At 48.0% G+C, this 14020-nt stretch carries 19 protein-coding genes and 2 pseudogenes; 16 read left to right on the top strand and 5 right to left on the bottom strand.

Annotated features, from left to right (window positions below):
• Positions 1-13: 13 nt before the first annotated feature.
• The 6 genes from OU814_RS29620 (at position 14) to OU814_RS29595 (ending at position 5687) form a co-directional block, all read left to right on the top strand.
• A complete protein-coding gene (locus OU814_RS29620) occupies positions 14-2101 on the top strand; it encodes a glycosyltransferase family 2 protein (protein WP_268243074.1) in 2088 nt (695 codons plus the stop codon).
• Positions 2102-3000: 899 nt separating this feature from the next.
• Positions 3001-3324, top strand: a complete 324-nt coding sequence (locus OU814_RS29615) for a competence protein CoiA family protein (protein WP_268243073.1) — start codon at positions 3001-3003, stop codon at positions 3322-3324.
• 197 nt (positions 3325-3521) lie between these two features.
• A complete protein-coding gene (locus tag OU814_RS29610; protein WP_268243072.1) occupies positions 3522-4058 on the top strand; it encodes a hypothetical protein in 537 nt (178 codons plus the stop codon).
• Between the two features lie 308 nt (positions 4059-4366).
• Positions 4367-4651: a hypothetical protein gene (locus OU814_RS29605; protein ID WP_268243071.1), complete on the top strand. Its 285-nt coding sequence runs from the start codon at positions 4367-4369 to the stop codon at positions 4649-4651.
• Complete coding sequence (locus OU814_RS29600; protein ID WP_268243070.1) at positions 4648-5262, top strand: hypothetical protein; 615 nt, start codon at positions 4648-4650, stop codon at positions 5260-5262. The genes OU814_RS29605 and OU814_RS29600 overlap by 4 nt, the downstream gene beginning before the upstream one ends.
• A gap of 26 nt (positions 5263-5288) precedes the next feature.
• Positions 5289-5687 (top strand): hypothetical protein, encoded by a 399-nt coding sequence (locus tag OU814_RS29595; protein WP_268243069.1) that lies wholly within the window; start codon positions 5289-5291, stop codon positions 5685-5687.
• A 178-nt stretch (positions 5688-5865) separates the two neighbouring features.
• Here the strand turns inward: OU814_RS29595 and OU814_RS29590 are convergent, their stop codons facing one another.
• The 5 genes from OU814_RS29590 to OU814_RS29570 form a co-directional block, all read right to left on the bottom strand.
• Positions 5866-6381, bottom strand: coding sequence for a DUF1579 domain-containing protein (locus tag OU814_RS29590; protein ID WP_268243068.1), 516 nt, complete (start codon positions 6379-6381; stop codon positions 5866-5868).
• A gap of 58 nt (positions 6382-6439) precedes the next feature.
• Positions 6440-6850: a VOC family protein gene (locus tag OU814_RS29585; RefSeq protein WP_268243067.1), complete on the bottom strand. Its 411-nt coding sequence runs from the start codon at positions 6848-6850 to the stop codon at positions 6440-6442.
• A 77-nt stretch (positions 6851-6927) separates the two neighbouring features.
• Positions 6928-7359, bottom strand: a complete 432-nt coding sequence (locus tag OU814_RS29580) for a YciI family protein (protein WP_268243066.1) — start codon at positions 7357-7359, stop codon at positions 6928-6930.
• A gap of 87 nt (positions 7360-7446) precedes the next feature.
• Positions 7447-7944: a VOC family protein gene (locus tag OU814_RS29575; protein ID WP_268243065.1), complete on the bottom strand. Its 498-nt coding sequence runs from the start codon at positions 7942-7944 to the stop codon at positions 7447-7449.
• A gap of 35 nt (positions 7945-7979) precedes the next feature.
• On the bottom strand, positions 7980-8339 hold the full coding sequence (locus OU814_RS29570) for a YciI family protein (RefSeq protein ID WP_017291818.1): 360 nt from the start codon (positions 8337-8339) through the stop codon (positions 7980-7982).
• Positions 8340-8500: 161 nt separating this feature from the next.
• Between OU814_RS29570 and OU814_RS29565 the strand changes: the two genes are divergently transcribed.
• The 10 genes and pseudogenes from OU814_RS29565 to OU814_RS29525 all read left to right on the top strand — a co-directional run bounded on the left by OU814_RS29565 (position 8501) and on the right by OU814_RS29525 (position 14009).
• On the top strand, positions 8501-9751 hold the full coding sequence (locus OU814_RS29565; RefSeq protein ID WP_268243064.1) for an RNA polymerase sigma factor: 1251 nt from the start codon (positions 8501-8503) through the stop codon (positions 9749-9751).
• Positions 9752-9895: 144 nt separating this feature from the next.
• Complete coding sequence (locus OU814_RS29560) at positions 9896-10324, top strand: VOC family protein (protein ID WP_268243063.1); 429 nt, start codon at positions 9896-9898, stop codon at positions 10322-10324.
• 46 nt (positions 10325-10370) lie between these two features.
• On the top strand, positions 10371-10868 hold the full coding sequence (locus tag OU814_RS29555) for a cupin domain-containing protein (RefSeq protein WP_017291821.1): 498 nt from the start codon (positions 10371-10373) through the stop codon (positions 10866-10868).
• 60 nt (positions 10869-10928) lie between these two features.
• The gene (locus OU814_RS29550; protein WP_268243062.1) at positions 10929-11090 is read left to right on the top strand and encodes a hypothetical protein; all 162 of its coding nucleotides are present in this window, start codon (positions 10929-10931) and stop codon (positions 11088-11090) included.
• Positions 11091-11166: 76 nt separating this feature from the next.
• Positions 11167-11982 carry a helix-turn-helix domain-containing protein gene (locus tag OU814_RS29545; RefSeq protein WP_026149092.1) on the top strand — a complete coding sequence of 272 codons (816 nt, stop codon included), beginning with the start codon at positions 11167-11169 and terminating at the stop codon, positions 11980-11982.
• Between the two features lie 88 nt (positions 11983-12070).
• Complete coding sequence (locus OU814_RS29540; protein WP_268243061.1) at positions 12071-12484, top strand: hypothetical protein; 414 nt, start codon at positions 12071-12073, stop codon at positions 12482-12484.
• Positions 12481-12789: pseudogene (locus tag OU814_RS31350) on the top strand (NAD(+)--rifampin ADP-ribosyltransferase); the annotation flags it as partial. The gene OU814_RS29540 and the pseudogene OU814_RS31350, both read left to right, overlap by 4 nt.
• Positions 12772-13188: an NAD(+)--rifampin ADP-ribosyltransferase gene (gene arr, locus OU814_RS31345; RefSeq protein WP_277876599.1), complete on the top strand. Its 417-nt coding sequence runs from the start codon at positions 12772-12774 to the stop codon at positions 13186-13188. The pseudogene OU814_RS31350 and the gene arr, both read left to right, overlap by 18 nt.
• A 130-nt stretch (positions 13189-13318) precedes the next feature.
• A pseudogene (locus tag OU814_RS29530) lies at positions 13319-13516 on the top strand (TetR/AcrR family transcriptional regulator); the annotation flags it as partial.
• Positions 13506-14009 (top strand): anthrone oxygenase family protein, encoded by a 504-nt coding sequence (locus OU814_RS29525; RefSeq protein WP_268243059.1) that lies wholly within the window; start codon positions 13506-13508, stop codon positions 14007-14009. The pseudogene OU814_RS29530 and the gene OU814_RS29525, both read left to right, overlap by 11 nt.
• Positions 14010-14020 lie beyond the last annotated feature (11 nt).

Here is a 14020-nt window from a genome sequence, read left to right as displayed (position 1 = left end):
TTCGTACTTTTCGATGCCTACGCCAATCTCACTGATCACCACGGTCTACAACCGCGATTTCTATCTCCCCAAAACCCTCGACAGTATTCTCGCCCAGACTTACCCGCACTTTGAGCTGCTCATCTGGGACGATGGCTCCACGGATCGCTCCCTAGAAATTGCCCATACCTATGCCCAGATGGACGATCGCATTCATGTCATGCAGTCTCCCCACAATCAAGGCTTCCCTAAATCTGTCAAAGCAGCGATCTCAGCCACCACTGCTCCCTATTTCGGCTGGGTCGATAGTGATGACTTACTGGCTCCCACAGCTCTTGCAGAGACTGTTGCTATTCTGGATTCCCAGCCGCAAGTCGGATTGGTGTATACAAATCATTTAATTATTGATGCAGAGGGCAACGACCGTGGTCTAGGTCGTCTCTGCCGGATTCCTTACTCGAAAGACCGTTTGCTGCTCGATTTGATGGTCTTCCACTTTCGATTGATTCGTCGATCCTGCTACGACCAAGTAGGTGGCATTGACACCACGATCGCGTGTGCCGAAGACTATGATCTCTGTCTCAAGCTCTCCGAAGTTACAGAGATCCATCACCTACCGAAGCCTCTTTACTTCTACCGCCGTCATACTCACAATGTCACAAATAATCAGGTTGAGGTTATCCAATCAACTCATCAGGCAATTCAGAATGCCCTCCATCGACGTGGACTTGATGTTAACTACAATTTGAAAATTACTGCTAGCTTTTCCCTGCACTCGAAACCAACAAACCAGAAGCCTTCACCACTACTAGAGCTTGAGATCCCACTCGGATCACTTGAGCCGCTCGTCTCCATTATTATTCCTGCCTACAACGCAATATCTAGGCTTCAACAGTGTCTTCAAAGTTGTCTCAATCAAACCTATCCCAATCTGGAAATTATTCTAGTGGATAATGGTTCTACTGATGATACAGTTCAAATTGCTCAGACAATTTTGCAAAAGAGTAACCGACCATTTCACATTTTACACTGTCCTCAACGAGGTGCAAATCACGCTCGAAATTTTGGTCTTGCTCACGCGCAAGGCGACTACATTCAGTGGCTTGATGCTGACGATGACCTCGCACCCGACAAATTGCTGAAACAAGTAATGGCACTAGTGCAACACCCGCAGTGCGAGATTGCCTACGGCAATTGGGACTGGTGCTTTTGGGAGAACCAAAAGCAAATTGCTCAATTGCGCTTTGTTGATCGCCCCTATGACGATTTCCTCTGGGAAACGTTACTCGATAACTGGCGACCGCCCCATGCCTATCTTCTGCGTCGAAGTGCTGCCTTGCAACTGATGAACGCACAAGCTTGGCAGCCGGAGACAACGGTGTATATGGATCGGGAGTACTTTACGATCGCGGCGCTGATTGGATTCCAATTCTTGTATGTCCCCGATAGCTGGGTGCGCTACCATCACTGGTCAATGTCGCAAGTAAGCCGGAGAGCCACTTACCGAGCTCGCGTGGTCAATCGCCAGCGTATCTTCCAACGCTTTCAAGAGATCGCACAGACATCGCCAAATCCGATCAGTCCAACGCAGCGATCGTTGTTAGCGCAAAGTTGGAATCTGTGGATTCCTGCGTTTACTCTCTCGCAAATCAATGCTCAAACCTTTGTACTGACTCATCCCCAGCAGTCACAACCGTTGAAGCTGACGGCACAGGAAGCGAATATGGCTTGGGCATTATCCACTGCACCACAGCCTCGCACCTTGGAAGACCATACCCGTAAAGTAATTCAAGTGCTCTGGTTGCAGCTTCTAAGCGAAGATGCACTAGCAACACAAGCTTTAGATTATGATGCGATCTCCAACCAACTTGCATGGCGTATTGGTTGTCATCCGAATGCTGCTTTGACAGATAACCCTGCTATTTTCACACACACATCCCATACCGTTCAATCCAAGCAGATGCTTCATCCTTTGCTGCAAGAGGTGCCAATGTTTACGCCGCTCTTTAGTGGGGAACGCTGGCACGTTTTTCAGTTCCTCAATCGCTTATGCCAACATGGATGGCTACAACCCTTTATTACGGGAAGCAGAACTCAGCAAACAATTTCGCAAGTTGGTTAAGCGGTTGTTTTGCTCAGAAGAAGCTTAATTTTGTGCAGCCGACCTAATTTTTAATCATATCTTTCGGCTTTTGCTTGAGTATGCTTCGATCTGTGATCGTATTGGTTGAGTTGATATGCGATCACTGAATTTGATGGGAGTAGGATCGCTTGATAGGAGTACCTTGCTGTGATGAACAACTCACAGATAATCTCGCTGCCTCGCTGCCCGAAGTATCCATCAACTGAGGATCTCTACTTGCAGTCGCAGCAATCACAGAGGGTTATCTCAAATGTGCGATCGTTCTTTCTCGCTTGATTGATGAGAACTACTCTCCGAAAGGACTAGGGATCAGCCAGATTTAGAAGTCTGAAGACATTCAGTCCATACTGCCTGAATCGACGCTATTCAATTCGCTAGATGTTACCGAATTCGTCGGCTGCGTTCTGCGTCAGCGGCTTCTCTCCTCGTTCCTATATTCACCGATTCAAATATTTCTGCAAATTCACTCGGCACAATCCGATTGCAATTGCACTTCTCTCCGCATCCAGGTCACGCGCTCCGGCGGGAGTTGCTCCTAGGGCCGTCGCTCATTCATGCCTCTGTTTCCCAGTCCAAAAGGTGATACAAAGCGCCGGACGTGAAGAAAGTGCCATACTACCTTGCTTAAACCTAGACAGAATAGGCATTATAGCTATTCAAACTACACGACTCGAAGCAAGGAGCCTACAATAAAAGCGCGGAATGCGACAGTTGCTAAGAGAGATTGATTATTAGCACTCTAACCGATTGCTCGTGCCGCGATCGTTCCAGAACAATGCAAACTTCAACAATGGGCTATAACAACCGAGAAAAGATGAGATACAGTATTTATGCTCTACTGATTACCTCTTGTCCCGCCGATATGCTTGTCGCTGTAGATGAAGCTTGAGAGCGAGTTGTCGCTGCTCGTTATCGATCCCCACGAACTCCGCTCAAAATATCCACTTGGAAGTTTGCGATGTCCATTATGCAAACAAGGTGTATTTCCGCGTGAGCGAGAAGGCTTCGCGCGGCACTTTGTCGATCAGCGTGTATGCAGCAGCAATGTGCCTCGACATCCAGAATCGCCCGAACACGAAGAAGGCAAGATGAGGCTTGCTAAATATTTGCAGGAACAAATCAAAGATGACCCTGAAAAAGCTGTAGAAATTGAGGTTGAATACTATTTTAAATTCTATTTTTATCCAGTGCTCATGCTTTAACCTCCTATCTACTACATTGTAAATGGGTCAATTTCTCGTCATTCTGAAAGTCTTGAAAGTCAAGAACGAGTACTCTAAAGAATTACAAATCATCAGCAAGTTTGCGTAGCAAATTAAGATTTTAATCTCAACAGCTAATTGCCTAGCGGCGAAGAAATGAGTTTAGATTTTGACCTCATTTATCTAGGAGAGTAAAAATGGCTAGTAAGAAAACCGCGAACGCTGCTGCAACTCTTGAAAGAGATACAACTCAGACTGAAGATGCAGCGCAAACGATCAACACTGTTGAAACTCCAGTGACAGAAGCTCCTGCCGCTCAAGTTCCGACAGTCAATCGCACGGCTGAATCTCAGTTCATGGAAGCATTCTTCGGTGTCATTCGCGATGAATTTCAGCGGACATTTAGTAGACCGTTGTACAGCAGTGACATTCACTATCATGCGACTCGCTACAATCTCGGACTCAGCCTGCGAGCGCCTGCTTACCGAGTAGCGGCTTATCAACTGGAAGGACATATCCCGGCTGACGCTCCTGAGTTCAAACAGCAACGTGATTCGGTTGCTATGCAGTTGCTGCAAACTTCTGGCTACGATCTGAATGTCAAAGCCATCAATGTCACGCCTGCTCAAATCAAGGCTTGGGCAAGCAACTTCCGCGCTCAAAATGGTGCTGTGTTGGATGTGCTATCAAGCAGATCTGCTCAAGCTCCGTCTGCACCAGATAAAGGCTGGTAGTGCTTCACAAAGATTGCCTCTTCTGAGGTGATCTTTTTCATTTTGCAATTCCGAGGAGGGCTGTTGAAATGCTTGAGACGCAAGGAAATGATTCACTATTTGAGCAAGATAATCAACACTACGATCGACAGTATGAAAACTATCTGGAAGACCGACTAGGACGATACGGTTACTAGCAAAGCGCGATCGCGATAAATCATTCTGACTCAACTGAAGAGGCTTACCAAGGAGGCAAAGCAATTTGTCTCCTTATTTTCTGCTGCGCTTTCTTGTTAGCACAAGAACGATGGTGTTTTCTGAAAATTACGATGGCTACCCTTTATATCCAGTACCGCATCCAAGCTTGGCGAACTGTGAATCAAATGATTGCAGATGCAGAACAAGCAACACAAACACATCTTGATGAAGCAACTCGTCGCGTTGCAAAAGGTGTGGTGATCAATTGGCTGATCGAAATGACTCACCTGCCTGTGGACTTAATCCCTGATATGGTTCCAGTACAAGACAGCCTTCAGGCAATACAAGCCGTTTCTCAGCTTTGTTACACCTATTTTGTGGCTGGCGGCTCAACTGAATTTGGAGATGCTGTATGACGAATTTCCTTATGCCTCTAGCTCGTCCGATGCCCGAAACTGCTCGGTTTGATTGTGCAACGATCGATAAACTCGTTCACACCACAGTTTGCCGATCTCATCCTGTTCCTGAAGTAGCTTGTGCTTGGTACGCTCTACTTGGAACACTGGCATTAAGGCACTTATATCCCAAATCTCAATACAGCTTCTACGCCGGAACGTTCGAGATTTTCACCAGCCCTGACCCAGATGAATCAGGCGCTTGGTACACACTCTGCTTTGATGCTCACCATCCTTTGATTCCGGATCTGGAGTTCCACTGTTGGATTGCTCATCCAGATCCGGGTCAACGCACCTACACCGAAGTCATCGATTTCAGCGCACGACACTTAGAAACTCGTGCGCGAGAATTTGGCATTCTTTGGAATCGTGATCCCATCCCTGGCTTCATTTGGACGGACTTAGCTGGACTGGAACAGTTGAAAGTTCGGCAACTTCGCCCGATCGCGGAGCTAACCGATCGCCTCAGTCGATCACTCATGCGGGATTCGGCATTCCGTCAAGCATGGCAAGTATTAAAAACTTTGCTGAAAGAACAAGCGTTATCAGACTCGCTAGCACGAGGGCAATGAGGTTCTACCTTTATGGAGAAAGGCGAATGGCACTTGAAATCTTATCAATTAGCGATCGCGATCTGCTTCAACAGATTTGGTATGAATTCGAGCAGTACAACTCTGGAATTGGTTACGTTTCCTGTGGCGTTGCAATGAATGACCATCACTATACCATCACAACCTTTCCAGATGGTTCGATGGAATCAATCATCGAAGATGTACAAGATTCAGGAGGACTCGAAGAAAATTTAGATGCATCTGGGCAGCAGTATCGTCCTGTTCCTGCCATAGGCGGAACGCTTCTGATAAGAATTAATTGGGATGCTTCTGAGCCGATTTGCTACTGCAATCAAATCAAACTAGCTGAACTTTGGAACGGTTTGTTACACCTGAAAGGTCATTCCCCCGTTTTAATTCATTGGATTGAAGGCAATGAAGCCTAACTAACCGCTCTACTGCTTGTGCTTTACTCTGCGATGAAGCTCATCAAGTTTCACCGCAGAGGTTTTATTTTTTAGTTGCAATGGGCTTGCTAATACATTTTCAGAACACCCACAGTGATTTCTGAGGAAGATTGTTTGAGCGGTCAATGTAACTCAGTTCCACCCTGGTAAGTTTAGCTTATTGCTTCCGGTAGTAATTTGTGGTCATGAAGTGATGCCACTGCCCATCATCTCCTAACATTTGGGAGGTCATGACACGATGATCGTCACTTCTCAACTCGATCGCGTCTTTGTATTTTGCTAGCTTCTCATCGCCTGTCATGGCAGGTCCATCGGAATAGAGCGTGAGCGTCGTTTCACCTGCATCTAGTTCACCCTCATACTGCCAGAGATAGGTCATCATTGACCCAATCCAGGTTCCCACATAGCGGTGTTGCTGCGGGTCATAGCCGATCGTCATCAGTGTGGTCGCAGAACCACAACCCGGCATCTCGCCCTGCCCTTCAGCGAGTATCCAAAGTCCACCGAGAGAACGCACAGTTTCGGTTCCCGTCGCTCTTTCCGTCGGTTGATCGGCTCCCATTGTGACTTCAGTTTCATACGTCCATTCTCCAACGAGTTTTTGCAGCCACTGATGTTCTTTTTGGGGTTCAGAATGCTGTGTTGATTCTGGGTGTGTTTGCGTTGTTTCCATTGCTTTTGCTCCTTTAATCAATTGTTTTGAATTGCGGTTCGCTTGAAGGTCTGAAGCATCAAACAGCTTTCTCGCAGTTGATCATCCATGGTGTGCCAAATTGATCAACTAACATGCCAAATCGAAATGCCCAGAAGGTTTGCTCAAACGGCATTCTGATAGTTCCGTTCTCAGCTAAAGCCTGAAAAATTCGGTCTGCCTCGGCGGGGTCGTCGATGCTGATCTGAACGTAGAAGCCTTGGGGAGATTCAAAATATCCTGGCGGACTGTCCGATCCCATCAAAAGGCGCTCTCCCAAATCGAGGCAAATGTGCATGATTTTGTCCTGCCAGTTTGAAGGAACGTTTTCGGCGGAGGGTGCTTCCTGGTGCGTCATCCGCGTGACAATTTTGCCGCCAAAACAGTGTTCGTAGAACTTGAATGCTGCATCACAGTTGCCGTTGAACATCAGGTAAGAATTAAGTTGCATTGTGTTCTCCTTGAATAATCAATTGTTGTTTGATGCGCGAATCGATCGTGCGTGACTTGCACGATGGAGGGATGAAGCTACTGTTGCTGTCGCGTCTCAACCTGGGTGCGAATGCGATCTTCTTGCTCCCTTAATTCGGGGGTCATCGCTTCACCAAAATCCTCTGCCTCAAAGACAGGGCGAACCTCAATCTCGGATTCTCCGGGCATTGGGTTGGGGCAGCGTTTGACCCAGGAAATGGCTTCTTCGATCGAGTTCACCTGCCACAGCCAGTACCCTGCAACTAGCTCCTGCGATGGGGTGAAGGGGCCTTGGATGACCGTGCGATCGCTTCCTGAAAAGTGAACTCGCGCCCCTTTTGAGCTAGGATGAAGCCCCTCACCTGCAAGCAAGATGCCTGCCTTGACTAATTCTTCATTGTATTGCCCCATTTCGGTCAAAAGCTTTTCGCTCGGCATGATTCCGGCTTCAGAGTCTTGGGTTGCTTTAACAATGACCATCACTTTCATTGTGAAATCTCCTGTGGAGTAGTTTTAAGTTGAATTGCTAAGGGTTTGGCGCGCTGATTTGCGCAAAGCGCCACTCTGAAGGAACTGCTAACGAGCAGCAACTCGCTTGAGTTCATCAATCTCAATCTTCTTCATTTGCAGCATGGCAGTTGTAACGTTTTGAGCAGTTTCCGTATCGGGGTGATTGAGCAACTCAATGAGAATATGAGGAATAATTTGCCATGAGACTCCGTATTGATCTTTGAGCCAGCCGCATTGCTGTGCGGTTTCATCCCCACCTGCAGACAGTTTCTCCCAGTAATCGTCCACTTCCTCCTGGGTATCACAGAAGACTTGGAAGGAAATCGCCTCGTTGAATTTAAAGGTTGGACCTCCGTTTAGGGCTGTGAACGACTGACCTTCTAGTTCAAAGCTTACGGTCATGACAGTTCCGGCTGGTTTTCCGTGAATTTCCTGTCCAGCTTCTCCATAGCGACTGATGTGGACAATCTTGGAATTTCGAAAAATCGACGTATAAAATTGCGCGGCGGCTTCGGCTTGATCATCAAACCACAGACAGGGCGTGATTTTAGAATTGTTTAGCATCAGAGTTCTCCTTCAATTCAAGAGGTTAAGGATAGTCAGGACTGTGCGGGGAGTCCTGCAACTTCAATGACCGGACGAATTTCGACGGTTCCAACTTTCGCGCCTGGAATTTGAGTGGCGATCGCGATCGCTTCATCCAGATCCGCAGCCTCGATCAAGAAAAATCCACCGAGCTGCTCACGGGTTTCCGCAAACGGTCCATCGGTGACGAGGGATTTTCCTTCTCGCACTCGGATACTGGTTGCCGTAGCAACGGAGTGAAGGGGAGCCGTTGCGAGAAATTGCCCCTTCGAGTGCAGATCTTGCGCGAGTTGGGCGGATTTGCCGTAACACTGTTCGCGCTCAGTGTCACTCATGGCAGTTTCTTCCATGTAGATCAGCAGCACATATTTCATAAAATTGCCTCCTTGTGTTGATGAGTCGAATGACGTTGGCTCAGATCGACACGTTGCCAAAACTTTTTTTCATCCAGTACGATCGAACTCCTCCTTTATCAATGAGTCGAATGGGAATTTGTCAAATCGACAGATTTGCTAAAAAAATTCTGAGGTCAGCGATGGCAACTCCAAAATCAGCAGCAGAGGTCAGTCACGCAATCGACTCCGTTTATCGGTCTGAATGGGGACGGATTATCGCCATTCTGATTCGGCTGGTCGGAGATTTTGACATTGCGGAAGAGGCAGCGCAGGAAGCATTTGCGGCGGCAGTCAATCAGTGGCAGTCAGGAATTCCGCATCTTCCCCGTGCTTGGATCATTCGGACGGCACGATATAAAGCGATCGATCGCCTCCGCCGCAAAACCAGAATGACCGAAAAACTGGAATGGTATGCTGCTTCTGGGCTAATTCCGGCGAGTGAGGAGCCAAATTATGACAGTGATGAAATTCCAGACGATCGCTTACGGCTGATCTTTACTTGCTGTCATCCGGCACTTGCGATCGAAACCCAAGTCGCTTTGACCCTCCGAATGCTCGGCGGACTGGAAACCGACGAAATCGCCCGCGCCTTTCTCGTGCCGACGACAACAATGGCACAGCGATTAGTTCGTGCTAAGCGCAAAATCCGGGATGCAGGCATTCCCTACAAAGTACCAGAGACGAGTGATCTGCCTACTCGGATTGAGGCGGTGCTAGCGATGATTTATCTGATTTTTAACGAGGGCTATGCGGCGACCCGTGGTGAGTCACTGATTAGAGCCGATTTGTGTGCGGAAGCGATCCGGCTCAGTCGATTAGTTAGAACTTTACTGTCACCGCAACCCTCGCCAGAAGTCACGGCACTCTTGGCGCTAATGTTGCTGCATGACGCACGGCGTGATGCCCGTTTGGATGAGCAGGGCGATGTAGTGCTGCTCGAAGATCAGGATCGTCGCTGTTGGAATCAGGCACAAATTGCTGAGGCGCTGCCATTAGTTGAAGAAGCATTGCGGGGTGGAACGGGAGCTTTTGCTTTACAAGCTGCGATCGCAGCCCTCCATTGCCAAGCCACGCGAGCAGAAGACACCGATTGGGCACAGATTGTTCAGCTTTATGCGGTAATGGAACGCTTCCACCCATCACCAATCGTGTCCTTGAATCGGGCGGTTGCGATCGCAATGACAGACAGCCCTCAGACAGCGCTCACCCTTCTGGATCGACTTGCCACTGAACTCGATAGCTATCACCTGTTTCATGCCGCCCGTGCCGATCTGTTGCGGCGAATTGGGGACTTTCAATCCGCCGCCCAGAGCTATAGCTGTGCGCTGGAGACCGTGACTAATGACAGTGAACGCCGCTTCCTAGAGCGTCGGTTGCACGAAGTTCAGTGATCGATTCGTCTCAAAAAAGCAAAAATAATTCAATTGATTTAGTACAAAAACACTTGTTATAATGCAAGCCCTCGTCAAGCTTCAAACCGCCACTTCAACTCCCTGACCTGCCAAATTTCGCATTAAATCCTGGAGGCTTCAGATATGGACGCTAATCCCAGCATTCTCTCGCACGTCTCGATCGGCACGAATCATTTTGAACAGGCAGTTGCTTTCTACGATGTAGTGTTACTAACGTTGGGCTGCAAGCGACTAATGGACTATCCAGGTGCAATTGCGTATGGCAAACAGTACCCCGAATTCTGGGTGGAAACCCCATTCGATGGACAGCCTGCTACGGTTGGGAATGGCACTCACATCAGCTTTATTGCGCCCACGAAGGAAGCAGTTCACGCCTTTTATGAGGCAGCACTCGCAGCAGGAGGCAGAGACGAAGGTGCGCCGGGTGGCAGACCCGACTACGGTGAACCATACTACGGTTGCTTTGTGCGTGATTTAGATGGGCACAAGATAGAAGCAGCCTTTTGGGATGAGCAGCTTGAACAAGAGTTGAATCAAAATCAGGCTGGATAAGTTGAGCAATTGCAACGTTCTACTCATTCTTGAAAGCAGAGGTTGTATGTCTGACATTCCCAACATTATCAACATGAACGATCTGGAGTGGACAGAGGAGCATTACTCTGAACACTACGCAGGTTGGTCAAAGCGGCTCTCTTCATCGGCAATGGATCGCAAACAAGGACATATTGGAGTGAGAGTCGATCGGCTCCGCCCCAGAACGCTTTCCTGTCCCTTTCACTACCATGTTCACGAAGATGAATTTTGCCTGATCCTCAGTGGCGAAGCGACCCTACGGTATGGAGATCGAACGATCGTTGTGAAAGCAGGGGATGCAATTTCATTTCCACGGGGCGAACGCATTGCTCATCAGTTCTACAATCACACCGATGAGACGGTCGATATTCTCATGGTGGGTGAGAATCTGCCCTATGAAGTGTGTTACTACCCAGACTCAGATAAGTGGCTATCGAGATCGATTGGCAAAGTTGGTAAGTTTGAGGGCACCGATTACTGGACAGATGAACCCGATCCGCCCACTCTGAAATCTCAGACATGAATTCTCTATGAATCAAGGTTAACGCAGCCCTGTTGTCGCGATGATACAACGGATGCAATCGTGCCGTCAGATTCTATGGTGGTTGCTTTAGATGGCGGCAGTGGGGCAGGTATAGAATTTAGGCAAGCGATGTTCTTCAATTTGTTCCTAGACCCGTCGTTTTTAACTCAGGTCGGTTATGACAGATTCGGCAGAGATCGATCTGCATCCGGTGAGCGTTAGCGTTATACGGCTCAATTAATGGGTTGGTACGGTAGCCTAAAGAATGTCTGTTGAGGCTGATTAATCAACACAACCTATGATTTATAAGACATACCAGCCCCTTTCGCCTCTCTCACAGTTCATCGAATTTCTCTGGATGAGAGAAGGCAATGATTTGTCAGTGGTGCAGACCCGATTGCTGCCGATGGGGACAATGGAATTAGTCATCAATCTCAATGAAGATAGCATTCCACTCTTCGATCGCCAAAGTCGGAGGCAGCAGGGTAGTACCAATGGCATCATGCTTTGTGGTACACATTCTGAAAACTTTATTATTCGCGATGCTCATCAAATATCTATCATGGGCGTGCATTTCAAAGTAGGAGGCGGGGCTGCATTCTTTGAACTGCCTGCTGGTGAACTTTACAACGAAAGGATTTCCTTAAATGAGATCTGGAAAACTCAGGCTTCAGAATTGCGCGAATGCTTACTCCAACACTTTAGTCCAGAACATCGTTTTTACATATTAGAGCAATTTTTAATGCAAATGATGCGATTGCCAGATCACCATCCTGCGGTCGATTTCGCATTGCAACAGTTTCAGCAATCGGCGAATTCAACAATTAATGCAGTCATTGAACAAACCGGATTCAGTCCTCGCTATTTCAATCAATTATTCCGTAATCAAGTTGGCGTGACCCCAAAGCTGTTTTGTCGCATTCAACGATTTCAGAACGCGCTGAAGATACTGTCCGTCAAAGCGCCAGTCGATTGGATGGAGATTGCGTTGACCTGTGGCTATTTTGACCAGGCGCACTTCATCCATGACTTTCGAGCCTTTGCCGATTGCACTCCCACTGAGTACCTCACCCAACGAGGCTTTCATCCCTGTCATGTAGTTTTGCCGAATTGAGGTCAATTTTTTACAATCTGAGCGAGACAAGCTTGATCCATAATCAGACTCTGCCCTGTTCTAGAACTCCTTGGAGAAACCAATTGCGATGACGCTCGAAGAACTACAAGCCAAACTAGAAGACATTAACCATCTCGTTGCGACCTTTCAAACCTCTGTTGCATTGGAGAAATACTATGCGGAGGAGATTGTAATGATTGAAGGAGACGGGACGATCACGACAGGTAAAGAAGCTTGTCGCCAAGGGAGAGCTGTCTTCTTTAACGAGATGTTAGTAGAGTTTAGAGAATCTAGGTTAATCAGTCAGGATGTCGCAGTCTCAGCCGATCAGCGCTATGACTTTGTTGTTATTTCCAATTGGTACAATGACTTCTCTATCCGCTATGGTGATCAGACAATTGACAATAAAAGCAACCAACTTTCGATCGGTTATTGGAAAGATGGATTAGTCGTCAGAGAGAGTTATAACTATCCCGTGATTTCAATGCAGACAACAGTATGAGGAACGAATCGATGGCAACCCAGGACATCAGTTCGCAGCAGTTCTACTACGGCACAAAGGCAGACCTGAAGCCAGGAGACCTAATCGAGTCCTGCAATTCTCCGGCAACCCATGTCTACCTCACCCCGATTTTGGATGCAGCCATTTGGGGAGCAGAACTGGCAATCGGTGAAGGTCGCAGCAGAGTCTACCTTGTGGAGCCGCTCGGTTCGATTGAAGCCGCCCCCAAACGAATGGATCAGAAGGCTCCGAAGCATCTGTCGATGTCATACCGCTCCCGCGAGCCGTTGCGGGTCATCAGCGAGGTCACAGAGTGGACGCTTTATCATGGCACACGGGCAGATCTGAAACTGGGGGACTTGATTGAACCTGGCTATCTCTCTAACTACGGTCAGCGAAAGCAGGCGACCTATGTTTATCTAGCAGCCACCTTGGATGCGGCAATCTGGGGGGCTGAATTAGCCATCGGGAAAGGACTCGGCAGAATCTACATTGTGGAACCGATGGGTTCGATCGAGGATGACCCCAATGTGACAGACAAGAAATTCCCAGGGAATCCAACCAAGTCCTATCGATCGCGAGAACCACTGCGGGTCAAGGGCGAGGTTATGGATTGGCAGGGGCACTCTCCAGAAGCGCTCAAGACCATGAAGGAGAACCTTGAGCGACTGAAGCAATTGGGTATTGAGGCGATCGAAGACTGAGTATTGTTACCCCGAAGGTGGTCAGTAGATTTGTGCCCCGTCGCTCCGCAGAGAACGACGCATCCAACGCGAAACGACTGAACGTATCCTGACCATCTCTTTCAGCTTATTCTTGTAAGAAGGCTATTATGCGACCTCGATTGAAGAGATGACAAAGCTTGCCCAAATCTCCAAAGGATTGCTGTATCAATATTTCAGGAACAAAGAGGAGCTACTATCAGCATTCGTCGATCGTCGCATTGAAGATGTACGAATCGGGATGACTGCGGCGAAGCGCAAACGAACGACGGCGGCACATAGAGTATTGGAGGTCAATCGTGTTCAGTAATAATCTCGCAACGCTAACGTTAATCGCCGCAATCGGCAGTGGGATAGTCGCTGGCGTTTTCTTTGCTTTCTCGACTTTCGTAATGCCTGCACTGGCGCGCATCGAACCCGTGCAGGGGATTGCTGCTATGCAATCGATTAATATCACAGCAATCAACCCATTGTTCATGCTGGCGCTGTTTGGCACGGCTGTAGTTTGCTTCCTTCTAGCCATCTTGACCGGGTTGAAGTGGGGTCAGCCTCATTCTGCTTATTTGCTCATCGGCAGTTTGCTCTATCTGATTGGCTCGATTGGGGTCACGATCGCATTTAATGTGCCGTTGAACGATGCCTTGGCAAGCGTCAAACCGAATAGTCCTGAAGGTGCAACATTGTGGTCTAAATACCTGATGAACTGGACATTCTGGAATCATGTGCGAACGATTAGTGCAGCGATCGCAACTTTATTGTTTACGATCGCGTTCTGTACTGTTAAGACAAGAATCCAGGCATGAGGCAAGAAGAA

This window comes from Leptolyngbya sp. GGD (genome assembly GCF_026735145.1).
GTDB lineage: Bacteria > Cyanobacteriota > Cyanobacteriia > Leptolyngbyales > Leptolyngbyaceae > Leptolyngbya > Leptolyngbya boryana.
This window is presented reverse-complemented; position numbering and strand designations above follow the sequence as displayed.